General features: G+C 62.5%; 26 protein-coding genes. 7 read left to right on the forward strand and 19 right to left on the reverse strand.

The features are described from left to right. The first annotated feature begins 28 nt into the window (after positions 1-28). A complete protein-coding gene (locus BLV04_RS21415) occupies positions 29-406 on the forward strand; it encodes a hypothetical protein (RefSeq protein ID WP_093037428.1) in 378 nt (125 codons plus the stop codon). Here BLV04_RS21415 and BLV04_RS21420 read toward each other — a convergent pair. The 5 genes from BLV04_RS21420 to BLV04_RS21435 all read right to left on the reverse strand — a co-directional run bounded on the left by BLV04_RS21420 (position 378) and on the right by BLV04_RS21435 (position 5135). Further along, positions 378-1919 carry a B12-binding domain-containing radical SAM protein gene (locus BLV04_RS21420; RefSeq protein WP_093037431.1) on the reverse strand — a complete coding sequence of 514 codons (1542 nt, stop codon included), beginning with the start codon at positions 1917-1919 and terminating at the stop codon, positions 378-380. The two genes, BLV04_RS21415 and BLV04_RS21420, sit on opposite strands and share 29 nt — an antisense overlap. Before the next feature lie 408 nt (positions 1920-2327). Continuing rightward, complete coding sequence (locus tag BLV04_RS21425) at positions 2328-2540, reverse strand: type II toxin-antitoxin system HicB family antitoxin (RefSeq protein WP_093037433.1); 213 nt, start codon at positions 2538-2540, stop codon at positions 2328-2330. Further along, positions 2530-2790, reverse strand: a complete 261-nt coding sequence (locus BLV04_RS21430) for a toxin HicA (protein WP_093037437.1) — start codon at positions 2788-2790, stop codon at positions 2530-2532. The genes BLV04_RS21425 and BLV04_RS21430 overlap by 11 nt, the downstream gene beginning before the upstream one ends. A 160-nt stretch (positions 2791-2950) precedes the next feature. After that, positions 2951-3967, reverse strand: a complete 1017-nt coding sequence (locus tag BLV04_RS24595; RefSeq protein ID WP_139192001.1) for an ATP-binding protein — start codon at positions 3965-3967, stop codon at positions 2951-2953. 199 nt (positions 3968-4166) lie between these two features. Further along, positions 4167-5135 carry an MBL fold metallo-hydrolase gene (locus BLV04_RS21435; RefSeq protein ID WP_093037440.1) on the reverse strand — a complete coding sequence of 323 codons (969 nt, stop codon included), beginning with the start codon at positions 5133-5135 and terminating at the stop codon, positions 4167-4169. Positions 5136-5637: 502 nt separating this feature from the next. Between BLV04_RS21435 and BLV04_RS21440 the strand changes: the two genes are divergently transcribed. Continuing rightward, a complete protein-coding gene (locus BLV04_RS21440) occupies positions 5638-6423 on the forward strand; it encodes a DUF2189 domain-containing protein (RefSeq protein WP_093037443.1) in 786 nt (261 codons plus the stop codon). Positions 6424-6724: 301 nt separating this feature from the next. On the opposite strand, the gene BLV04_RS21445 is transcribed toward BLV04_RS21440, so the two are convergent. From BLV04_RS21445 to BLV04_RS21480, 8 genes are all read right to left on the reverse strand, one after another. Next, positions 6725-7387: a sulfotransferase family 2 domain-containing protein gene (locus tag BLV04_RS21445; protein WP_093037446.1), complete on the reverse strand. Its 663-nt coding sequence runs from the start codon at positions 7385-7387 to the stop codon at positions 6725-6727. Between the two features lie 109 nt (positions 7388-7496). Continuing rightward, entirely contained in the window at positions 7497-8411 is a 915-nt protein-coding gene (xerC, locus tag BLV04_RS21450) for a tyrosine recombinase XerC (RefSeq protein ID WP_093037449.1), read from the reverse strand. Positions 8412-8571: 160 nt separating this feature from the next. Then, positions 8572-9273 (reverse strand): DUF484 family protein, encoded by a 702-nt coding sequence (locus tag BLV04_RS21455; RefSeq protein ID WP_093037452.1) that lies wholly within the window; start codon positions 9271-9273, stop codon positions 8572-8574. A 64-nt stretch (positions 9274-9337) separates the two neighbouring features. Then, positions 9338-10168 (reverse strand): diaminopimelate epimerase, encoded by an 831-nt coding sequence (dapF, locus tag BLV04_RS21460; protein ID WP_093037455.1) that lies wholly within the window; start codon positions 10166-10168, stop codon positions 9338-9340. An 8-nt stretch (positions 10169-10176) separates the two neighbouring features. Then, positions 10177-10848 carry a class I SAM-dependent methyltransferase gene (locus BLV04_RS21465; protein WP_093037459.1) on the reverse strand — a complete coding sequence of 224 codons (672 nt, stop codon included), beginning with the start codon at positions 10846-10848 and terminating at the stop codon, positions 10177-10179. Next, complete coding sequence (lysA, locus tag BLV04_RS21470) at positions 10845-12095, reverse strand: diaminopimelate decarboxylase (RefSeq protein ID WP_093037462.1); 1251 nt, start codon at positions 12093-12095, stop codon at positions 10845-10847. Before lysA ends, BLV04_RS21465 begins: the two co-directional genes overlap by 4 nt. Positions 12096-12141: 46 nt before the next feature. Continuing rightward, on the reverse strand, positions 12142-12351 hold the full coding sequence (lptM, locus tag BLV04_RS21475) for an LPS translocon maturation chaperone LptM (protein ID WP_093037465.1): 210 nt from the start codon (positions 12349-12351) through the stop codon (positions 12142-12144). Between the two features lie 191 nt (positions 12352-12542). Further along, positions 12543-13385: an META domain-containing protein gene (locus BLV04_RS21480; RefSeq protein ID WP_093037470.1), complete on the reverse strand. Its 843-nt coding sequence runs from the start codon at positions 13383-13385 to the stop codon at positions 12543-12545. 369 nt (positions 13386-13754) lie between these two features. Here BLV04_RS21480 and BLV04_RS21485 point away from each other — a divergent pair, with 369 nt between their 5' ends. Next, the gene (locus BLV04_RS21485; RefSeq protein WP_245731982.1) at positions 13755-14744 is read left to right on the forward strand and encodes a TolC family protein; all 990 of its coding nucleotides are present in this window, start codon (positions 13755-13757) and stop codon (positions 14742-14744) included. Then, positions 14741-15514, forward strand: coding sequence for an efflux RND transporter periplasmic adaptor subunit (locus BLV04_RS21490; protein ID WP_093037476.1), 774 nt, complete (start codon positions 14741-14743; stop codon positions 15512-15514). The genes BLV04_RS21485 and BLV04_RS21490 overlap by 4 nt, the downstream gene beginning before the upstream one ends. Positions 15515-15566: 52 nt before the next feature. On the opposite strand, the gene vapC is transcribed toward BLV04_RS21490, so the two are convergent. Both vapC and BLV04_RS21500 read right to left on the reverse strand, forming a co-directional pair. Beyond that, complete coding sequence (vapC, locus tag BLV04_RS21495) at positions 15567-15965, reverse strand: type II toxin-antitoxin system tRNA(fMet)-specific endonuclease VapC (protein ID WP_093037479.1); 399 nt, start codon at positions 15963-15965, stop codon at positions 15567-15569. Further along, the gene (locus BLV04_RS21500; protein WP_245731983.1) at positions 15965-16243 is read right to left on the reverse strand and encodes an antitoxin; all 279 of its coding nucleotides are present in this window, start codon (positions 16241-16243) and stop codon (positions 15965-15967) included. The genes vapC and BLV04_RS21500 overlap by 1 nt, the downstream gene beginning before the upstream one ends. 146 nt (positions 16244-16389) lie before the next feature. On the opposite strand from BLV04_RS21500, the gene BLV04_RS21505 reads away from it, so the two are divergent. Beyond that, positions 16390-16581, forward strand: coding sequence for a hypothetical protein (locus BLV04_RS21505; protein ID WP_139192002.1), 192 nt, complete (start codon positions 16390-16392; stop codon positions 16579-16581). 34 nt (positions 16582-16615) lie between these two features. After that, on the forward strand, positions 16616-17008 hold the full coding sequence (locus BLV04_RS21510) for a DUF4351 domain-containing protein (protein WP_093037486.1): 393 nt from the start codon (positions 16616-16618) through the stop codon (positions 17006-17008). Between the two features lie 409 nt (positions 17009-17417). On the opposite strand, the gene BLV04_RS21515 is transcribed toward BLV04_RS21510, so the two are convergent. The 4 genes from BLV04_RS21515 to BLV04_RS21530 all read right to left on the reverse strand — a co-directional run bounded on the left by BLV04_RS21515 (position 17418) and on the right by BLV04_RS21530 (position 20649). Beyond that, complete coding sequence (locus BLV04_RS21515; RefSeq protein ID WP_093037489.1) at positions 17418-18674, reverse strand: TadG family pilus assembly protein; 1257 nt, start codon at positions 18672-18674, stop codon at positions 17418-17420. A 102-nt stretch (positions 18675-18776) separates the two neighbouring features. After that, a complete protein-coding gene (locus BLV04_RS21520; protein WP_175534745.1) occupies positions 18777-19145 on the reverse strand; it encodes a TadE family protein in 369 nt (122 codons plus the stop codon). A 133-nt stretch (positions 19146-19278) separates the two neighbouring features. Continuing rightward, on the reverse strand, positions 19279-19797 hold the full coding sequence (locus BLV04_RS21525) for a TadE family protein (RefSeq protein WP_093037496.1): 519 nt from the start codon (positions 19795-19797) through the stop codon (positions 19279-19281). Positions 19798-19809: 12 nt separating this feature from the next. Next, on the reverse strand, positions 19810-20649 hold the full coding sequence (locus BLV04_RS21530) for a tetratricopeptide repeat protein (protein ID WP_175534746.1): 840 nt from the start codon (positions 20647-20649) through the stop codon (positions 19810-19812). A 167-nt stretch (positions 20650-20816) separates the two neighbouring features. Here BLV04_RS21530 and BLV04_RS26110 point away from each other — a divergent pair. Then, a partial coding sequence (locus BLV04_RS26110; protein WP_139191975.1) for a transposase DNA-binding-containing protein occupies positions 20817-20879 on the forward strand: 63 nt, incomplete at its 3' end.

The following is a 20879-nucleotide window of genomic DNA, read 5'->3' on the forward strand; positions in this document are numbered from 1 at the left end:
AACCGACGATTGCTCTTCAGGCTCATCCATGGCGACAACCGAAACGATGACCGCACTCGATGTCCGACTGCTGTCCTCCCTCGGCCACCTCGCCGAGCTGCTCGCCCGCATCGGGCACCCGCGGGCCGCGGAGGTCGCGGATCAGGTCGCCCTCTTCCCGGAGGCGCCCGAGCGCGTGCGGCATCGCCTCGACGCCAATGATTGGTGGGCCGGCGCCGGCTCGCTGGCGGCCGAGACGATGGCCGACAATCCCGGCTTGCCCGAGACTGCCTGGCGCCGCGAGGTCCGCGCGTTTCGGGAGCTGATGATCGAGATCGGCGAGAACCTGCAGGCCGAAGGCTCCGCCAACCCGGGCATCTCCTCCTGGCTCCTCGCCTTCAACAACTGGAACGCGTCCGAGGTTTGAGGTGGCGCGCCTGGCGCGTCGGCAACGTCCCCTCGGTCTTCGCCGTCGGCGGCGGGATCCGCCGCGTGGGGTCGAACGATAGACGTCCACGCGCACCGCAGGCCGCATAGTCGCTGCGCAATGCCTCGGTGGCCCATTCCGCCGTCCCCTGCAGCGACAGCCAAGCGTGCAGGCCCTCGTACAGATGTTCGAGCGGGATGCCATGCGTCTTGCCCGAGTGCGCGAAGAACCAGTCGGACCAGGCGAGAAAGCGCTCGAATGGCGCATCGCCCAGCAGGAGCGGCAGCGTCAGCCCGAAGCGCCCTGAATTGCCCACCAGATCCCAATAGCGCGCAAATCGCGTCAGCCGCTGCATGGTCGCACGGTCGATGCGATCGCTGGCGAGCAGGCTGTAGGGGGGGGCCGGGCTGAACACCAACCCGAACCGCTCGGCGTGCCGGCAGACCGGCGCACCGCGCAGCCGTTTCAGAATCCCGACCTGAATCTCATGCGGCCCGATTCGCATCAACCGATCGAAGCCGGCCCCGAACGAGGCCGGGTCCTCGCCCGGCAGGCCGATGATGAGATCGGCGTGCAGGTGCGCGGTCGTATGTGCATGCAGCCAGCGCAGATTGGCCTCGGCCTGCACATCGTCCTGACGCCGCGAGATCAGCGCCTGCACCTCGGGATTGAAGGTCTGCACACCGATCTCCAACTGCAGCGTGCCCGCCGGAAACGCCGCGAGCATCCCCTTCAGCCGCTCCGGCAGATGATCCGGGACCAGCTCGAAGTGCAGGAAGGGCAGGTCGTCCGGACGCTCCCGAATGCGTTCCAGAAAAAACCCCAAGATCGCCGAGGCGTGATCGATCTTGAGGTTGAAGGTCCGGTCGACGAACTTGAAGCGCCGAGCACCGCGCGCATACAGCCGCTCCAGCTCCGCGATCAGCGGCGCGAGCGGAAACGGCCACGCGGTCCGATCCAGTGCGGACAGGCAGAAGGCACACTTGAACGGACAGCCGCGCGACGCCTCGACATACAGGTTGCGCCGCCGCAGATCCTCGTCCGAGAACTCGTCGTAGGGAAAGCGGATGCTGTCCAGAGGCGGCTGCTCGCCCGCATGCACCTTCATCTCTGGCCGCTGTCCGTCCAGGATCGCGCGCGCCAGCCGTGCGAAAGTCACCTCGCCCCAACCCGTCACGACATAGTCGGCCAGCGCGCAGATCCGCTGCGACTCCACCTCGTGACTCACCTCCGGACCGCCGAGCACGACCACCACATCCGGAGCCGTCTCCTTGAGCAAGGCGACGACATGCGTCAAGGGCGCGACGTTCCAGATGTAGACCGACAACCCCACGATGCGCGGTCGTTCGGCCAGCAGCTGCTCGACAACCTCCTCGGGTGTCGCTCCGAGCACGAATTCGCACAGCATGCTGACCTCGCGCAGCGGCCCCAGATTCGCACGCAGATAGCGCAACGCCAGCGAGGCATGCGCATAGCGGGCATTCAGGGTGGCGAGGACGATCGGGGTCGGCATGCAGGGGCTCCTGGTTCGGTGGACAGGTTAACCTGCTTTCCCGGAAAGAATCGACCGAGAGGTAGGGGCGACTTCAGTCGCCCCGTGATCTTGCACCCAAGCCCAGTCGGGATGCCTTACGCCGGAAATCGCCGAATGGATCTCGTCCTAAACCATACTGAGTCGAGTCCGCCGTGACCGCAAGCGCAGTATGATCGTGCCGGCGTCATGCGCTGGAACGGCCACCCCACCTGTGGCTACGACTCGGATATTGAGGCACCGCCAAACGAAAGGGGCGGAAACAAATAGGCCGGATCTACGGACGCCGGATGCCTGCTCTCTACTCTACCTGGTGATTGCTGCGCCACGACGAGGATGAATGATAGCACCGCCCTACGTGCGCAGTATGGGGTCGGCTTGATGTGCGTATTAGGAGTACATTAGTTTTCCGCGCGGTTCAGGAACAGGGCGATCCAGCTCGTGCGCAGTTTCAATCCATTCTTGAATTATTATCTCCGCGTTTTGCAGGGCTTTTTGATAGCTTTCCCCATCAGCCATACAACCAGGCAGTTCTGGTACTTCCGCGAGGTAAGCGTTATCCTCATTGCTCCAGTAAATAATGATCTCGTATTTAGCCGCCATGTATGTCACCGAGTTTGTACTTGAGGATAACAGTACGTACCTGTTTGACTTGGTAAGCTTTCGCTAGTGCGCCGATTGGCTGAATATTCAAGATTTCTTCAATCTGCGGCTTCGTGAAAATGAAATGATCTCCTCGTACCCTTTCTGTGAAACCAAGTGTTTTGAGCAGGTTGCGCAGATCCTTGAATGATATGTTTGCGTCAGACGTGCCGCGCAAGACTGAATCCAAAATCTTCTCAGTTCTTCCCATTAGCTAAATCTACTCGGCTCTTTTATTCCTAACTTCGCAAGTCAAGAGTATATCAGGGGGCAGAACACAGTTGTTTCATTCGTTCTTCTTCCTACTTAAAGCGGCCTGTCCCTGGTTATTCCCCTTTTTGGGGTCCGAGGCTATGGCATTTTTAGGCATATTACTGGAAGTCTCTAGAGAGCATTTGAGAAGCAGTCGATGCTTCATACATTCCTACCCCCTTGATTTTTTTTGCAATCTCGTAGCCATCTTCACGAAACTGCATAAGCATTTTGCTGAGCGATTCAATCCGGCTCGTATTCAGTACCATGCGAACTACAGTTCCGTTACATCGGTGGTTGAGATTAATATGTTCTTTTCCGGAATCATCCAACTTTATGCCGTGATCTCCACTACATATAATGAAGCTGCCTCCTAATCGACATAGTCTGTTAATCATATATAGCCCGAACCCTGAATTATGCCACGGGTCATTTCTGTCGATTATTGCGCCTTGATAATTCTTACTTGATACTGCTGGCATTAATGCCTGCTGGATAGCATCTGCGTCACACGTTACTTGGATATATGGGTTGTGTTTAAGTGACTCCGTTAGGCCTATGCCGTTATCTGAAATAGCGATTTCCACTTTGTGGTACGTAGGCCAGTATTGTGCGCAATATTCAATGCTTTTTGATCGGCTATGCTCAAATACATTTCTCATTATTTCCCTGATTGAGAATGTAAGGGCATCTACCAAATCACTTGTCCCTTGTTGCGCTAGTATACGAGCTAATTTTTCCGAGCGATTTTCAATAATATCTTGTTCTGCTTTCCATTCATGAGACGCTTCATCAACAATAGTTCTAACTCGTATAATAGTGAATGGAACAAACCTGTCATTGCCATCAGTACAGTTTGGTTCCCTTCCGTGCTTTAAACCAAATGCACGAAAGAAAGCCATATTTGCAGCATACTGCTTATTCTCAAAGCCGCAGCGCATGACTTTGGTGAGAGGATTGCTGCGATTAAACTCCCTAATGATTTTAGCTACATAAACCATAGTAAATGGTTCAATGCGACCCATTGATGAAAAATCAATGATTAATTGATCAACTCCAGCATGCCTATCAATTTCAGCGCAAAACTCAAAAATGGCATGTGCGGCACATGTACTTGGATAATTGATTTTCGGCACTGGTCGTCCTTATTTGCCAAACAGTTAAATAGCCAGAGTGTCGGTCCGGTGAGATAGGCAGATTCTGTTTATCTCAGTCGGGACAGATTCCGCCTAGCAGGCTAGCAGATCCCTGAGCGCCCCACCCACCGTCTCGTCGTGTGTAGAGCGATCGTACACAAGCCCCGGCATGAAGACATTGCCCAGGTGTGGACGATTTCTACCGAACCTTCGCCCGCCGCTTCAACCAAACCTCCAGCCCCTGCGCATTGAGCTCGGTATCCAGGCTCAGCAGCTCGGCGATGGCGTCGTCCGATAGCGCGACACCGTGGGCGCGGGCGCCGGCGACCAGATAGGCACGCACGGCGCTCTTGATGCGGGACTCGCGGTCGGCGCCCGCGTTGTCCGCCTCGGCCAGTGCGATGTCGGCGAGGGCGCGGATGCTGGTGCGCAGGTCGTCGACCAGATCTTCCGGGTGTTGGACCCGGCCGTAGTGGGTGAGATACATGGCTTGCGGTGCGTAGGCCATGAGCTTGTCGAGGCTGTCGAGCCAGGCGTCTGGATCGAAGGCGACCGGGGTGGTCGGGGCGAATAGCCAGGGTCCGGCGGCGGTGTCGAATTCGCGGTAGGAGATGCCGAAGGTGTCGCCGGTGAAGAAGCCGCGGCTGGTCTCGTCGTAGATGCAGCCGTGGTGATTGGCGTGTCCGGGCGTATCGACGAACTTCAGCGTGCGGCCGGCGAGGTCGAAGGTGTCGCCGTCTTGGGCGATGACGATGCGCTCCTCGGGCACCGGCGTGAGTGCGCCGAAGTCACGCGCGAAGGCGTCCTCGCCGTAGACGGCGGTGGAGCCGGCAGTGAGGCGGCTCGGGTCGATCATGTGGGTCGCGCCTTTCGGGTGGATGACCAGGCGCGCGTTCGGACAGGCGGCCATCAGGGTACCGGCACCGCCGCCGTGGTCGAGGTGGACGTGGGTCGGGATGACGTAGTCCACATGCTCCGGGGTCAGGCCCAGTTCGGCGATCACGCCGAGCAAACCCGGGACGGAGTTGGCGGCGCCCGTGTCGATGAAGGCAAGCCGATCCGCGGAGCGCACCAGATAGCAGGCGGCGAGGCCGTGCCGGTAGAGACCGGTCTCGAGGCAATAGATACCGTCGTCAATCTGTTGGTAGGGGGCGGGTGCGGTGGACATGCGCGTGCGTGCTCCGATTCGAATCGCGTGTTTGGGTTGGGGGCCGAGTCTAAACCAAGCGCCATCTTGATGCAGCGCAGCACCTATCGGGGTCCGGGGTTTGCATCGGGTAAGGCCCGAGCTTCCATCGATTTTTTTCCGTATGAACAGCCCTCGGAGTGACGTAAGCTGATCCTTCGTGAACCCGGCGTTGCGTCGCGCTTCGTGCATCGCTGCAAAGACAATGGAAATCAGTATCGATGGTCCAACTCAGGCCGCGTCGGATTCGAGGTTCTCGGGATGCGCTTGAGGTGGTTCCGATGGAACCTCGGCCTTCGCACCCGACCCGGGCTTGTCCCGCTTGCCTTTTCCGGCAACCTTGTAGAATCTTAGTGCCTCACTCAGCCTTCGCTTAGGGGCGTGTTGCTCGGGACCTGAAGGATTGCCGACCCGCGGGTCGGCCGATACGGCAGATCCGGACAACCCCCTCGCCGGTTTCCATAACAATATCGGAGGAATCAGGATGGACAACACCGCAGTCGCGGACGAGCCGCGCCACGTGGACCCTCGCGTTAACAAGATCACCCTGGATCACCCCTGGCAGTGGCTTGCCAAGGGCTGGCAGGACATCAAAACGGCACCTGTCTACAGCCTGCGATACGGCGCCATGATCGTGCTGCTCAGCGGCCTGATCGTCTGGCTGACCGTCGTCGGGCATTTGACCTTCTTGATCCCTTTCTTGACCGCGGGCTTCTTCCTGATGGCCCCGTTCTTGGCGATCGGGCTCTATCAGATGAGTGCCCACCTGGAGCGCGGGGAGCCGGTGGATCACTGTCAGGCACTGGAGGCATTCAAGCGCAATCAGGGGCAGTTGGGGATCGCGATGGGGTTCCTCCTGATGACGATGCAGCTCTGGATCCTGGCGTCCGTGTTTCTCTTCATCATGATGTTCAACGACCCCTTTCCGCCGTTCTCACGCTTTATTCCCGTCGTCGTCCTTTCGGGCGAACACATGGGGCTGATACTCGCGGTGATCCTGGTCGGCGCCTTTTTCGCCATCTGCGCCTTCTGTATCAGCGCCATCTCGGTGCCGATGCTCATCGACCGCCCGGTCGACGGCTTCACCGCGATGCGCACCAGCGTCCGCGCAGTGGCACTCAATTGGCTGCCCATGCTGCTTTGGGCTGCGCTGCTGGTCGGGATCGTCGGGATCGGACTTCTGACCTTCTATATCGGGCTCTTCATCGCAGTTCCTTTGGTGGGGCATGCGACCTGGTATGCCTATCGGGATTTGGTGCCCAGAGACTGAGTGACTCCGGACCTATGCCGAGCGCGCGTGGCGCGGAGCGCCACGGGACATGCGTGACACCGCGGAACGGTGTCACGAGTTCCTGAAGGTTTCGGTGGCCTGTCTAATGAGCCAGCGCCTGCAACACAGGGAGCCGTTGGGCACGCTGCGCTTTGCCAAACCTACGGCGGATGACGCTCACGCATCTTCAGAGTTGTTTTTGAATCGTCTCTTATCGTCCTAGACCACGTCGGCGAGGATCTCGTTGATTTCTCAGAGGCCGATCCAGTCCCGAGGCCGCGCATAAGCCCCCGGACGCGGTCTAGTCCCGCTCGAATCGATAGCCGAGCAGCTCGACATCCGCGGCGAAGTGTCTCGCGACCAGCTCGGCGGTCTCATCCGTGTAATAACCCCGATAGTCCTTGCTCCGATCGGTGGCCTTGCGCGCGTGCGGCAATGCCGGTGCGGGGATCCCGATATGCTCGCACGCGATTGCGAAATCCTCGTGCAGACGCTCGTAGCGACCGATGAAGTCGACGATCACGGCGCCGTGCAGGTCGATCAGATAGTCGCTCTGCAGCTCGATCGAGGTATCGACGTGATATTGGTAGGGCCGCTCGGGGTCGAGCTTCCAGCGCAGGAAGGGCTCGAACTCGGTGTGGCCGCCGAGATACTGCGGCCGCTCGCGCCGGATGTGGTGAAACGAGCTGACCTGGAGGTCCCAGGGGTTGCGCACGAAGGCGAACTTGAACAGACCGTCGTAAACCTCCTTGGGCAGCATCTCCTTCGCGGCGATCGCCTTGGCATGGCGAGGCAGCTTGGTGGCGATGCGGTGCCCGCTGAGATGGCTCAGTCGGCTGCACAGAAACATGGACCAGTACCAGGGATCGCGCCAGCGCAGCCCTTCCAAGGCGGCGCGCACGCTGGTCCCGCCGGTCTTGGCGATGTGGACGAAGAGAAAGCGATATTTGGGCGAGAGCAGCATGGTGTCGGGTCAGCGCTGTCGATAAGCCTGAAGGCGGTTGTTGATCACGCCTGGCGTGAGATCCGGCGTGAGATCGGCCCTCCCCGGTCTGAAGCGGGAGGAGGGGGAGTTACTCCGACCGGGGTGTTTTCTTCCTCGCGCGCGGGTGGGCTTGGTCGTAGACCTGCGCGAGATGCTGGAAGTCGAGATGGGTGTAGATCTGGGTGGTGCCGATATCGGAGTGGCCGAGCAGCTCCTGAACCGCGCGCAGATCGCCCGATGACTCCAGCAAATGGGTCGCGAAGCTGTGACGCAGCAGATGTGGATGCAGGTCGCGCGTCGCGCCTTGCTGGCGGGCCCATCGTGCGACGCGCACCTCGACCGTGCGCGGGTTGATCCGCGTCCCGCGGCTGCTGACGAAGAGCGCGGGCTCCCCGGCCGCGGCCAGATTGGCGCGCACCAGCATCCAGCGTTGAACGGCTTCGCGGGCCTTGATGCCCACCGGCACGCGCCGGGTCTTGGATCCCTTGCCCAGCACGCCGAGCTCGCCTTCGGCCATGTCGATATCGCCCACGTTGACCGAGACCAGCTCGGCGAGCCGCAGGCCCGAGGAGTAGAACAGCTCGATCATGGCCTGATCGCGGATCGTGAGTAGATCATCGTCCGACGGATGGTCCAGCAGGCTGCACAGCTGATCGGCGTCGAGCGTTGCGGGCAACCGGCGCGGGCTCTTCGGTGCCCGCACCCCAACCGCCGGATTGGATCCGGCGAGCCCCTCGCGCAGCAGCCAGCGATAGAGGCTACGCAGGCTGGACAGCTCGCGCTGCAGCGTCTTTCCGGAGGCCCCACGACGGTGCCGCCAGGCGAGATATTGACGCACGGCCTGCTCGTCGAGCTTCTCGATGGCGAGTGATTCGGCCTCGCTCAGCCAGGAATTCAGCCGCTCGAGATCGCGGCGGTAAGCGATCAGGGTCTGCTCGGACAGCCGTCGCTCATGGGCGAGATGGCCGAGGAAGGATTCGATCAGGTCGCCCGACGTACTCATGTCATAGTGGTGAGTGGTGAGTTAGAGATGCGAGCTTCGGCGGGGACACGGTTTAAAGTTCTAATTTTTTCATCATCCTAAATCGCGTCAGCTCCGACGTTCAAGGATCCGGCCGAGGCACATCCAATCCAAAAACGATTCATATCGCTCCGGACGCGATTTAGTTCGTCTCGTCGCAGTGCCCCAGCGGCACGACGCGCAGCTTTTGTCCGAGGATCTCGCCGAGTCGGTCGAGCAGCTCAGTGCCCATGTCCGGGCGAAAGCGCTCGCCGTCGTGGCTGCCGATCGCCAGCACGCCGGCATGCCCGTCCGCACGGACCGGCACCAGTGCGGCCGATCGAATCTCGGCCCCCGCCTCGCCGAAGAGGATCTGCGCCTTCTCGCCGTTCAGCGGACCGCACAAGGCATGGTGGCGATCGACGAAGTCGCGAAACGCCAGCGTCAGCGGATCCGCTCGGGCGCCGCTTTCCTCATCGGTCTGGAAGAGCTTGAGCGTCATCGCCTCGGCCGAGAACTCGGTCAGGAGTGCATCCTTGAGCAGGGCACAGATCTGCTGCGAATCCTGCGCGGCGATGAGCTTCAGGACCAGATGGTGGAGCCGCCCGGAGAGCGCCTCGTACTCGCGTGCACGCGAGATGAGGTGCGTGAGGCGGTGACGCTCGGCCTCCAACTGCTTGCGCAGGAGGCGCACCTGCTGCTCGATCAGAGAGACCGCGGCCCCCGAGTCGTGCGGGATGTCGAGTGCCGCCAAGACCTTCGGGTTCCGGACGAAGAAGGTCGGATCGCTCAGGAGATAGTCGATGACCCTGGATTCGAGATCCGGGTCTTCGGTCGCGACGGGCGCGGGTTCGATGGGAGTCATGCGCGATACCTCCCTGCGGCGATCTGTTGGGTTTCGTGTGCGCGGCCTGGCCTGCTGAGGCGTCTCATAGCGCGATCTCGCCTTCAAAGACCTGCACGGCCGGCCCGGTCATCCAGACGGATTCGCCGGGTGCGCTCCACGCGATCAGAAGATCGCCGCCGGGCAGGCTCACCCGAACCCGCGAGTCCACCAGGTCGCGTTGTCGGGCGTGGACCATGGCCGCGCAGGCGCCGGTGCCGCAGGCCAAGGTTTCGCCGGCGCCGCGCTCGTAGACGCGCAGGCGCAGATGATCGCGTGCGAGGATCTGCATGAAACCGACATTGACCCGTTGCGGGAAGCGCGGATGCGACTCGACCAAGGGGCCGAGGCGCGCGACCGGAGCGGTGTCCAGGTTCTCGACCAAGATGACGGCGTGCGGGTTGCCCATCGAGACTGCACCGATGACCAGCGACTCGCCCGCGATATCCAGGTCGTAGGTGAGCGCTCGCCGATCCGCCAGAAAGGGAATCCGCTCGGGCTCGAATTCCGGTGCGCCCATGTCGACACGAACCTGACCTGCGTCCTCCAGATAGAGTCGGATCGGTCCGGCGGCCGTTCCGACCGGGATCTCGTCGTGCTCGGTCAGGCCTCGGTCGCGCACGAAGCGCGCAAAGCAGCGCGCGCCGTTCCCGCACTGCTCGACCTCGGAGCCGTCGGCGTTGAAGATGCGGTAGTAAAACTCGGTGTCGGGCAGGCGCGGCGGCTCGACAAGCAGGATCTGATCGCAGCCGATCCCGAAGCGTCGATCGGAAAGCCGGCGCGCGAGTGCGGGGTCGATCGCGATGGGGTGCTCGGTGGCATCCAGGACGACGAAGTCGTTGCCCAGACCCTGCATCTTGCTGAAGGAGAGTCGCATCCCTTCACTCATCCCGGCAGGCGCCCCGAGACGGCTAGGTGCCGGTCGCTGACCACGCCGACCTCAAGTCCGTCGAGCCCCGCGACAGCCAGCTGCTCGGCGACCTCCGCGGGCTCGAAGGCCGCGAAGAGAGAGTTGCGGAAGTCGTCGCGCAAGACCTTCGGCTCGCCGTCGGCATAGGTCGACACCAGTGCCTCGACCCAACCGGCCGAGGCCGGGCGCATCAGGTCCATGATCAGCACCAAGGCACCGGGCTTGCCGGTCTCGATCAGGGTTTGCCACAAGACCTGCGGGTCGTGTAGATGGTGCAGCAGGCTGTTGGAGATGATCAGGTCGTAGCCGCCCCGCTCCAGGGCCGCGGACGGAATCTGATCGCGGATCAGTCGACACCGACTCGCAACACCGGGCAGCGCATCGAGCGCAGTTTGGGCAAGATCGAGCATGGGTTGGGAGCCGTCGAGCGCATCGCAGGTCGCCTTGGGCCAGGCGCGCAGGAAGCGGATGCTGATGTCCGCCGGCCCGCACCCCAGATCGAGTGCGCGCGCGCCGTCGAGCGGACCGGGATCGAGCCGGCGCAGCAGCTCGATGAAGAGCGTATTGGATTCGTTGAAATCCGCTTGGGCATAGGCGAGCGCTTGCTCGTCGCTGTCCATCAACTCGGGCTCGGGACGGCGTTTCATGACGGCAGGACGGACTCCCCGGCGAAGAGACTCGCGACGGTCTCGCGCTCGCGTACAAGATGCACTTGATCGCCGTCGACCATGACCTCGGGCACCCGCGGGCGGCTGTTGTAATTGGAGCTCATGGTGAAGCCGTAGGCGCCCGAGCCGCGCACGGCGAGCAGGTCGCCCTCGCGCAACGCCAGCTGGCGTCCCTTGCCGAGGAAGTCCCCGGTCTCGCAGACCGGGCCGACCAGATCATAGCGGGCCGGCTCCGCCTCGGTGTCGCGCATCACCGGCACGATGTCCTGAACGGCCTGGTAGAGCGCGGGGCGCACCAGGTCGTTCATCGCCGCGTCCAGGATCGCGAAGTGGCGCGTGCCGTTTTCCTTGAGATATTCCACGCGGGTCAGCAGTACCCCTGCATTGCCGGCGATGGCACGGCCGGGCTCCAGGATGATCTCGTAGGGACGATCACCGAGCAGGTAGCTCATGGCCGCGGCATAGGCGGCGGGCTCGGGCGGGTGCTCTTCCGTATAGCGGATGCCGAGTCCGCCGCCCACGTCCAGATGGGCGATCGGAATACCGATCTCGCCGAGCCGCTCGGCCAAGCCCAGGACGCGCGTGAGCGCGTCGATGAAGGGGGCCAGATCCGTGAGCTGCGAGCCGATATGACAATCGATCCCGGTCACTCGCAGGTTCTGCAGGGCTGCGGCTCGGACGTAGACTTCCTCGGCTGCGTGGATGTCGATCCCGAACTTGTTTTCCTTCAGACCGGTGGCGATGTAGGGATGGGTCTGGGCATCGACGTCGGGATTCACACGCAGCGACACGGGCGCGACCACACCCATCTCGCCGGCGATCCGATCGAGCCGGACCAGCTCGGACTCGGATTCGACGTTGAAGCAGCGGATCCCGACCTCGAGCGCGAAGCGGATCTCGTCCTCTCGCTTGCCGACCCCCGAGAAGATCACCTTGGCGGGGTTGCCTCCGGCGGCGAGCACGCGCTTGAGCTCGCCGAGCGAGACGATGTCGAATCCCGAGCCCAGGCGCGCCAGCACATTGAGAACCGCCAGATTGGAATTGGCCTTGACGGCGAAGCAGACCAGATGCGGATGGTCGCGAAATGCGCGGTCGAAGGCTCGCCAATGGCGCTCCAGCGTCGCGCGGGAATAGACATAACAGGGCGTACCGAAACGCGCGGCGATGTCGGCGAGCGGGACATCCTCGGCATAGAGGACATCGTCGCGATAGTTGAAATGATCCATGCGGTCTCGGGAGGCTCTCGGCTTGAGGTGATTGGGGGCGATTCGGCTAGGGTCTGTCGGGAGGTGCGGTCGATTCCGGAGGCGCAACGACCGCGCTCGGGACATCCGAGCCGATATCGGCTGCGGGCGCCGGCACCTCGACGACCGGCGGCTCGGGCAGATAGAGCGGGCCTTTCTGACCGCAGGCACCGATCATACTCGCGATGCCGAGCACGGTGACGAGGAGGTAGAAAGCTGTTCTGGCCCAGCAGCGCATGCGTGCCTCGTTTTGGGTCGGTCCCGTGACGAGCGGGAGTATAACCGGACTTGATCTTGGTCGGGCGGCTCCCGCGGGAGCGGCCCGACCAAGATCAAGGTGGTTTTCGGGAGAGGGGCGCTCTCCGCCGACGGTGGTTTGTGCCTCGCACGGTTCGGCACAACCTACGACGCCTGACGCTTTGATATGCCTTAACGCCCCTCGGTCGCCTTCGCGGCGTCGGGGACGACCCGGAAACGCGCGGCGGTTGCGCCGTCCTCGGTCGTCAGCCAGAGCTGCTCGCCCTCGATACGATAGCCACGCACGAGTCCGAGCGCCGCGGCGTAGGCCGCCGCCTGCTCGGCAACCGCCTGCGGACCCCGGCACGCCATGCGGGTGGTGGCGATGGGGCCGATCATGAGCCGACCTTCGTCGAGGGTGTAGCCGCTCATGTAACGGTTGCAGCCGTCGGAGCCGGAGAGGGTGCCTTCCGCGGTCAAGGCCAAGGTGATCTCGGTGCCCTTCACGGACGAGACCAGCGCCTGCTTGCCGTTGTTGTAGGTGTCCAGGCGCCAGGTGACGCCGGCCAAGGGGGTCTCGCCCAGCGCTTCGAGCAGGATCAGGACGGCGCCGTCGGCATCGAGCAGCTCCAAAGTCCGACCGGCTTGTCGATATCCTGCCACGGCGGCGAGATGCGCCGTGATCGCTTGCTCCAAGGCCATCAAGGATTCCTCGCAGGCCATCATGGTCATGGCCATGCGCGGGTCGATCGTCAGACGGTCTCCCACGAGGGTGTAGCCGCCCGAGAAGCTGTTGCAGCCCACGTTGCCCGAGACACGGCCCTCGCCGAAGACGAGTCGCGGCGGCACCTCGCGGGGCTCGATGGCGACGAGATCGGCCTCGGCGTCGGATCGATAGGCGAGGATCCGCCACGGCGTCGCGTCGATGGAGGGCGCGGTAGTCTCGGCGCCGTCCGCAGGCGGCGCGTCGGTCGCAAAGGACGGAACGACCATGCCGATCAGGCCGAGAAGGACCATGATTCGAAGGGCTGACATGCGCAAGATCCTCTTGATTTCGGTTGGTTGGGTCACTGGTTGGTCATCGACGCAGTGAGCGCGGAGCACCGTGCGCCGGCGTGAAAGATGCCCTGTCGATCGGTTGAGTGCAGCGTCACCCGGGCAGTGTAACCCTCCCCGCAACACCTGCCGAGTCGTCGCAGGAAACCCCTGAGGGAGAACCCGAGCGAATCGCTTGAGCCGCGACCCGGAATCGGCTTAATCTCCGGATTCGCGGGATCTGGCTCGCAGATCCCGGCTCACCAAACTCCGCGCCGACGAGGGCAAGCCGGCAACACGATGTGCGAGGTGGATCCGCTCCATGACAGGGCCAAAGTCCGAGACTCCGATACGCAGGGATCCACATCCATGAGGGCCGGGGGGCGCCGGTGTGCGCTCGGATGCCGTATCTTCGTCCTGCTTGCCGGAGCCGTCTTCACCGTTCCGGCGGCGGCCCTCTCCGATCCGCTCGGCTTGGAGGAGGCTCTGGAGACCGCGTCCGGTCACCCGCGGGTTGCGGCCTCGCCCGAGGTCGTCGGCCTCCTGCCCCGCCGCCAATCGCTCTACCTGGACTGTCAGCGGCTGGCATTTCGCAGCTCGAGCGTCGCCGACCCCGAGCGGAACCGCCCGCTCGAACCCCTGATCAGCGCCCGGGACGCGCATCGCCTGGAGATCATGGAGCGCTTCTTTGACGTACTCCTCGCCGATCTGAGCTTCTCCACCGAGAGCGAGGCCATGGCGGTCGCCTACATCCAGTTCGACCGCGCCTCCGTGCGCAACGAGCTCGGCCAGATCTCGCCGCTGCGTGTCCTGGAGCTGGAGTCGGTCTATCAGGAGATTCTGCACCGCCGGGCCGCAAGCGAGATCAGCCAGCAGTTGACGCGTGCACTGCTCGCACAGGCGCTCGGTACTCCGGCCGATCTGCCGCGCAACCTGCTGCAGCCCACACTCGCGATGCCGCCGGAGACCCCGCCGACGCTGGAGACCATCCTCGCACAGGCGGTCGATACCCCGGTCGTGCGCGATTTGATGGCCGGCCGCTCGCAGGCCGATCGGGATCTCATCGCGCTCGAGGTCCGCCAGCAGGCGCTGGAGCTGTTGCTGCGTCTACGCGCACTGAGCGCGGCCGAGCGCAACTTGCAGACCGAGCTGGCCTGGCGCGATCTGAAGCTCGACGAAAGTCGCACACTCTACGAGCAGGAGGTGACCGCCGATCTGGGTTACTCCATGAGTCAACAAACCCAGACCCGGCAGCAGAGTCAACGGGTGAGCTTCTGCCGCGCACTGGTGTGGGCGGAGCTTGAGGCCCTTGCCGGGCAGCCCCTCGCCGAAGCGGCAGACGGAGAACAGAATCAATGACGAAACAGGCGTGGATCATCGCCCTCGGCGTGCTCATGTTCGCCACGGAGGCATTTGCGGCCGAGGAGCTCAAAGGCTGGCTCGAATGGGTGCATGAGGTCGAGATGCGTGTGCTCGAAAACGGCGTGGTCGACGAGGTCCTCGTCAGCGCCGGTCAGCATGTCGCGAAGGGCGATCTCCTCTTGAGGATGGATCAGCGCGAGGCCCAAGCCAGGCTTCTGGAGGCCAAGGCGCGCGTCGCCAGGGCGCGCGTGGAGGTGGAGAAGGCCGGGCGTGATCTTACCCGCAGCCAAGAGCTGTTCGATCGCGGCTTGATCGCCATCGAAGAGCTCAAGGACGCCGAGCTCGAGCAGCTCGCCGCCACGGCGGAGGAGGAAGCCGCGAAGGCGGCCGAGGCCACGGCACTTGTCGCACTCGAGCACACCGAGCTGCGTGCCCCTTTCGACGGGATCGTGGTCTCGCGCAAGGTCTGGAACGGCGCAGTGATCTACAAGACCATCCAGCAGGAGCCCCTGATCGTGATCGCGCCGGACGATCAGATGCTCGCCCGCGCCCTCGTCACCGCCGGCACGCTGCGACGCTTCAAACCGGGCCAGCCGGCTCGCATCAAGATCGACGGGGCCATGCGCGACGGGCGCGTCTACAGCCTCGGCGTCCAGGCCGTGCGCGTCGAGCTCGAAGGCGCCGTCTACTATCTCGACATCATCTTCGACCGCCGCCCGAACGAGCTGCTGCGGCCTTCCGAGACCGTGCAGATAGTTTTGCCCTGAGCACGCAGCACGGCGGGCAAATCGATGCTTGAGCACGCCTTCCCTAACCCGATCAGACCCAGCTCTCGATGCTCAACCCGCGCACACGCTGAAACTCTCTCACGTTGTTGGTCACGAGTGTGCAATTAAGGTGTAGAGCATGCGCCGCGATCAGCAGGTCGTTGGAACCAATCGGCGTTCCTTGGGTTTCCAGTTCATGACGTATCTCTGTGTAGTTATCGGACGCAGCTTGCGGCCAATCCAGCACCGGACAGTAAGCCAGAAAGTCCGCCAAGGCCGCTGCATTCTCCTCCCGACGCTGACTCTTCCGGATGCCGAATCGCAGCTCGGCCAGCACGATGGCGGACAAGCCGACCTCACCGATCGCAACCCGTCGTAACCGCGCCTGCACCCCGGGAGGGTGGCGTTTCATGATGTAGATGCAGATGTCGGTATCGAGCATCCAGCGCATCAGAGATTTTCCCTGGATTGCGGAGGCGGGTCGTCGACGGTGTCTGGCACATCGCCGGTGAGGCGCCGTCCGCGCGCAAAGTAGTCATTCCATGAACGCGGCTTGGGCGTGAGCACGATGCTGTCGCCCTCTCGGCGAATCAGCACCTCCTCAGCGTCAATCTCGAGGTCACGAGGCAAGCGCACGGCCTGGTTGCTCCCGTTGCGAAAGAGTCGTGCAGTGCGCGGAAGGATCGGCTCAGTTGCGGGCACGGGTGCGGGAGCCCGGGGGTCAGTCATAGTAGCCTCTCAAGCCTATGCAATTGCCATAGGCTAAACGTCGAAGACCATCCGGGTCAATCTTCGCGGTGCGGAGTCAATGCGACGAGGTTCCACTACCTTCGCTCACCACCCCGAACGCGCAGCCGATCGCGAGCCTGGCGGTCTTGGCGGACCAGGGCGCCGGCTGGAAGCCGGATGGGTTCGATCTGGAGCAGCTCGGCTGCACGCATCGGTTTCGCTTTCCGGTGGTCAAACTGCTGGACTACGCCGATCGACTCGCTGCGTTGGAAGCGGGTGCGAATCCCTTCGCCCTGATCAACGCCGCACATCTCTTACACGACGCGGACGCGCCATGACCCGCAGGCGCGCTATGGCTTCAAGCGCCGGCTGGTGCGCCTGCTGTATCGGCATGCCCGGGAGCGCCAGCGGATCCTCGATCTGTTCGCCGTCATCGACTGGATGATGCGGCTGCCGGATGCGCTGGAGCAGGCGCTGTGGAACGAGATTCAAACGATTGAAGGAGAGCGCAAGATGGCGTACGTGACCAGTGTCGAGCGTCTGGCGATCCAGCGCGGGCTGCAGCAAGGCGAGGAAAAGGGCCGGGTCGAGGGTCGTGTGGAGGGTCGCGTCGAGTTCCTTACGCGCTTGCTCACCAAGCGTTTCGGCCCGCTGTCGGCCGAGATCCAGGCGCGGCTCGCCCGGACCCCGACCGACCAATTGGAGCGCTGGGGCGAGCGTCTCCTGGATGCCGAATCCCTTGATGGCGTGTTCGACGAGCATTGAGCTGACGACCGTCCTGCGGCAAGCTTTCGCCGCCGCCTTATCGGCGGATTCACCGGCTCAGTTCATCGACGCGGCCACATCGGCAGTGTCCAGGTCGCCGCCCGCGACTGCTTGGGTACGCCGGATTCATCCGGCTACCCCGTGGACGGGCGACTTCAGTCGCCCGAGCGCACCCGCGCCGCGGACTGAAGTTCGCCTCCCCAGGGTGCCGACTGAACTCGGCGTACCCCCCAGGGGCGCGTCCGGCGTTTCGCGTCCGGTCGGGGGACCCAAGAGGCCTGGACGAAACGATAACCAAAGCCTCGATCTGGACGATGCGCCGCGTCGCACGCCTTCACGTCCACTGATCTCGCAAGCGGAGGGCGGCAATCCTTTGCCGTCACGGCCTCTTCGGCGCTCGCTTTATGTCTCAGTTGACCAAGACGGGAATGAGCGAGCGGATTCCGAAGTTACGGACTCCGGTGAGACCGCCGGGCTCAGCGGGTTGGCAGTCGGGGGCGAAGAAGATGGTTTTATGCGGATACTCAAAATCAGTTGTGCTGCCCTTGTTGAATGGCAGACCCACGATTCCAAAGCTTGTCACGAAATCGTTCCAACGAATTTGGCCGTCCGTCGAGGTATTGGACCAACTCCCCAGGCTCGGATCGACATAGCCCATCTCCGTTGGCGCGTCGGCGACTTTAGCGGGATCGCTCGTGATCCAAAGGACGCTGACCGAGACGGTTCCGACGACCGGCGCGCAGGGTCTGTTGCCGGCGCAGGCAATTACGGGCAAGACCATGTTCCAAGGATCCGTCTTTTCGGTCCTATCCTCCCAGCAGTCATAAAGCTCACTGTATGCTGAATTGACCTGGCCATCGTTTGTTTGAAGCTCCAAACCGAACAAGACTCGGTCGCGATTACCCCCGGCACAGACCTGTGATTTGAGATCGCTGGCGTTCGCGGCGCCGCCGCAGGTCTCGTTCTGCTCCAGATTCGCCCATCGGGCGGTATCCGTGGTCGCCGGAATGAAAGTCCCAACAGAGCATTGTGAGAAATCGCCACTGCTGTCCAACAAGGATTCCTGGCAGATCGCAATGGGTTGATCGACCTCTTCAGGTTCGATCGAGCCCGAGAAACCACGATAAGCGACTGAGACTGCTTGGGTGTTATAGCCGTCGAAGCCCAAAATCTGCCCGAAGAAGGCTTGGACGGGCGTTCCGCGACGTTCCGTGATGACCTGTACCGCGTTGACGTCCCCCGAGCAGAAGTTGTTTAGGTTGTTGCAGCTCGACGGATCCCCGGAGAACGACTTGTCGATGAAATTGTCTGCGGGCGGGTCGGCTGGCTGGGCACGAAATGTGCCGCCGCCGCCGGTCTCGAAACTCCAGTGACCGACAGTCACACTCGCGACCTCGACCGCATTGCCGCGCGCATTGTTGGCCGTGGCGGCTTCACGGGCGCGGGTGTTCACGAGTCCACGTCGGATCAGGGTGCCGTCCTCGTCATCGAAAAGCTCGCGCGCGCCGGCCAAGGCGCCCGCATCGGCCGCATTTTGCAATTCGGCCGCTCCGACGAAGATGTTGTTGCCATCCAAAGCCAGTGCTCCGACACCAAGTAAGCCGATTAAGCCGAACAGCCAGAACACGAACGTCGCGCCCCTTTGGCGAATGCGTGGATTACACATCTATCGGTCCTCCCTAAGTCTCGCCGAGATCCCTGGCGGTCTATCGATTACGGCTCATCCGCGAGCGATCAACCGGTGAACCGGCCGCGCGCCGGGTCTTGTTTAGCGTCGCATCCGCATATCGGTGCGGGCGACCAAATTAATGTTGACGATGCCGTCTGCGAAGCTTGGTAGAAACAGAAAACGGTGAGGGTAGGTCAGGGTCACGGTGACCTGGCTGCCGACGGGCGTTACAACGACGTCATCCTCGCCCAGATCCCCGGAGCCATTCCAATCGATCCGAGCTCCGTTGAACGCATCAAGAGCGGCTGTGACGGGATCGACCCGAGGCTCGGGGACACGGATGGCCTCGCGCGCGGCGGCCCGGCTGGCGTTCGTCAAGATCGCCTGATTGAAGAAGCCCACCGAGATCTCGACAATACCGAGCAACACCGCGAGTGCGATGGGGGTCAGAATCGCGAGCTGGACCATGTCGGCGGCGCCGGCCTGACCCCGGCGTCGCGCGATCGACGTCAACCCCCCGATACGAGGACGGACGACAATTCCGGAAAACCGCTCTGATCGATGGCTCTTGGTCGACATCTTCTTGTACTCCATGGGGAGCTCATTCCACGCGCATGACTGCTCGCGCGCGTTGGGGATAATCGAACGCGCTGGCGAGCACAGACGTGACGGGCCCCCGGAATTGAAATGCGGTGTCGACGCGCACCTCCTCTCCCGGAGCGACGACCGGGGTTGCTGTCGCGACCGTGGCCCCGCGCAAGCGAAGCACAGGGTCAGCCGGATCCTCGGCGGTGAAGGACACGACAAAGTTTTCCGTCCAATCCGTGATGGAGTCCAAGATAGCGTCGCGATGAATCCGCTGATCCTCCCTCGGATCGCTATCCGATGTGATCTGCGGCGGATCCACCCAAAAGAGGGATGCCTCGCGCGCGCCCAACCGGGTCGCGTGCACCAAGACGCCCTGGTTATACATGGCCACCGCAAACTCGATGATGGCGAACATGAGTGTGAGGCTGAGCCCGATCGTCAGGGCGAACTCGACCGTCGTGGCGCCTTGCTGAGGTCCGAGCCGGGCCGAGCTGTGGAGTCGTGGCCTTGAATGTTGAATGTCGGAATTCATTCGTTGACCTCCTCAAGGAGAAGCCGCATGCCCCTGCATCAACTCGACCCTGCGTGAGTTGGTGTCCGCCAGTGCATAAAAGCTCGGAGACAGCCGTTTCGCTTCGTCGAAATAGCCACGCGCCTTGTCGAGCTTTCCGTCGACCATCAGGAGATAGCCCACGTCGTTGTATGCCTTGGCCTCGTCCTGTACCTTCGTCAGCGCTTCGATGGCCTCGTCGTAACGACCTTGGCGGGTATAGACCAAGGCGAGGTTGCGCCAAGCGAGCTCGTAGTTGGGGTCCATCAACAATGCCTCTCGGAACGCCGTGGCCGCGCCTTTGAGATTGCCGCCGAGATAGCGGGAGTAACCGAGATTGTTCATCAGCGAGGCCGACGCGGCACCGGCCTCGATTGCCATCGAATAATGACGTTGGGCGCGGTCGTAATCACGGTCGAGGTCGGAAATGACCCCAAGTGCATTCTGTGCTGGCGCGATTCGGGCATCGATGCCGACTGCTTTCTCGAGGTGTCCCCGGCTCTCTGCGTACTCTCTTTTCTTCAGTAGAAGCACACCCAGGCCGGTGAGCGATCCGAGGTTGTTCGGATCCTCTTGGAGCGACCATCGGTAGGCCATCTCGGCCAATGGAATATTTCCGCGTGCCGAGTGGATGAGGCCGATCTTATAGAGTGCATCGGCATTCTTGGGATCCATGTCCAAGGCTCGGATGTACTCGAAGAGCGCGCGGTCCATATCGCCCTGGCTCAGCGCGAGGTCGCCGCGTTGGATTGCCTCGGTGGCCGAGGCAACGGGGAAGAGGGTCGCGAAGGCGACGTCGGATTTGCCGTCGTAGAGGCTTGCGAATGCCCCCATCTCGTTTGTCGCCGGTTTTGTCGGGGAGGAGACGCAGCCCATCAGCAATACTGTGATGGCGAATGCGCCTGATATCCCGAGGGCCGTGCCCCTATGACCATCCCATTACACACAACTTTAAGTGTACAGGCTAAAATATCGCTTTTGGACGATCTCCGGGGGCGTCGATGGGCTGGGCAGAAGCGGAATTTCAAGGACTTGATCTGGGCGATACGCGCCGCGAGCGGCGT

Origin of the sequence: Thiocapsa roseopersicina (genome assembly GCF_900106925.1) — a bacterium.
GTDB classification, from domain to species: Bacteria; Pseudomonadota; Gammaproteobacteria; order Chromatiales; family Chromatiaceae; genus Thiocapsa; species Thiocapsa roseopersicina.

What these genes read in the sequence shown, in the direction of transcription:
- BLV04_RS21415 (WP_093037428.1), top strand. Translation starts at nt 29, where the DNA reads ATGGCGACAACCGAAACGATGACCGCACTCGATGTCCGACTGCTGTCC.
- BLV04_RS21420 (WP_093037431.1), bottom strand. Translation starts at nt 1,919, where the DNA reads ATGCCGACCCCGATCGTCCTCGCCACCCTGAATGCCCGCTATGCGCAT.
- BLV04_RS21425 (WP_093037433.1), bottom strand. Translation starts at nt 2,540, where the DNA reads ATGGCGGCTAAATACGAGATCATTATTTACTGGAGCAATGAGGATAAC.
- BLV04_RS21430 (WP_093037437.1), bottom strand. Translation starts at nt 2,790, where the DNA reads ATGGGAAGAACTGAGAAGATTTTGGATTCAGTCTTGCGCGGCACGTCT.
- BLV04_RS21435 (WP_093037440.1), bottom strand. Translation starts at nt 5,135, where the DNA reads ATGTCCACCGCACCCGCCCCCTACCAACAGATTGACGACGGTATCTAT.
- BLV04_RS21440 (WP_093037443.1), top strand. Translation starts at nt 5,638, where the DNA reads ATGGACAACACCGCAGTCGCGGACGAGCCGCGCCACGTGGACCCTCGC.
- BLV04_RS21445 (WP_093037446.1), bottom strand. Translation starts at nt 7,387, where the DNA reads ATGCTGCTCTCGCCCAAATATCGCTTTCTCTTCGTCCACATCGCCAAG.
- xerC (WP_093037449.1), bottom strand. Translation starts at nt 8,411, where the DNA reads ATGAGTACGTCGGGCGACCTGATCGAATCCTTCCTCGGCCATCTCGCC.
- BLV04_RS21455 (WP_093037452.1), bottom strand. Translation starts at nt 9,273, where the DNA reads ATGACTCCCATCGAACCCGCGCCCGTCGCGACCGAAGACCCGGATCTC.
- dapF (WP_093037455.1), bottom strand. Translation starts at nt 10,168, where the DNA reads ATGCGACTCTCCTTCAGCAAGATGCAGGGTCTGGGCAACGACTTCGTC.
- BLV04_RS21465 (WP_093037459.1), bottom strand. Translation starts at nt 10,848, where the DNA reads ATGAAACGCCGTCCCGAGCCCGAGTTGATGGACAGCGACGAGCAAGCG.
- lysA (WP_093037462.1), bottom strand. Translation starts at nt 12,095, where the DNA reads ATGGATCATTTCAACTATCGCGACGATGTCCTCTATGCCGAGGATGTC.
- lptM (WP_093037465.1), bottom strand. Translation starts at nt 12,351, where the DNA reads ATGCGCTGCTGGGCCAGAACAGCTTTCTACCTCCTCGTCACCGTGCTC.
- BLV04_RS21480 (WP_093037470.1), bottom strand. Translation starts at nt 13,385, where the DNA reads ATGTCAGCCCTTCGAATCATGGTCCTTCTCGGCCTGATCGGCATGGTC.
- BLV04_RS21485 (WP_245731982.1), top strand. Translation starts at nt 13,755, where the DNA reads ATGAGGGCCGGGGGGCGCCGGTGTGCGCTCGGATGCCGTATCTTCGTC.
- BLV04_RS21490 (WP_093037476.1), top strand. Translation starts at nt 14,741, where the DNA reads ATGACGAAACAGGCGTGGATCATCGCCCTCGGCGTGCTCATGTTCGCC.
- vapC (WP_093037479.1), bottom strand. Translation starts at nt 15,965, where the DNA reads ATGCGCTGGATGCTCGATACCGACATCTGCATCTACATCATGAAACGC.
- BLV04_RS21500 (WP_245731983.1), bottom strand. Translation starts at nt 16,243, where the DNA reads ATGACTGACCCCCGGGCTCCCGCACCCGTGCCCGCAACTGAGCCGATC.
- BLV04_RS21515 (WP_093037489.1), bottom strand. Translation starts at nt 18,674, where the DNA reads ATGTGTAATCCACGCATTCGCCAAAGGGGCGCGACGTTCGTGTTCTGG.
- BLV04_RS21520 (WP_175534745.1), bottom strand. Translation starts at nt 19,145, where the DNA reads ATGGTCCAGCTCGCGATTCTGACCCCCATCGCACTCGCGGTGTTGCTC.
- BLV04_RS21525 (WP_093037496.1), bottom strand. Translation starts at nt 19,797, where the DNA reads ATGAATTCCGACATTCAACATTCAAGGCCACGACTCCACAGCTCGGCC.
- BLV04_RS21530 (WP_175534746.1), bottom strand. Translation starts at nt 20,649, where the DNA reads ATGGGGGCATTCGCAAGCCTCTACGACGGCAAATCCGACGTCGCCTTC.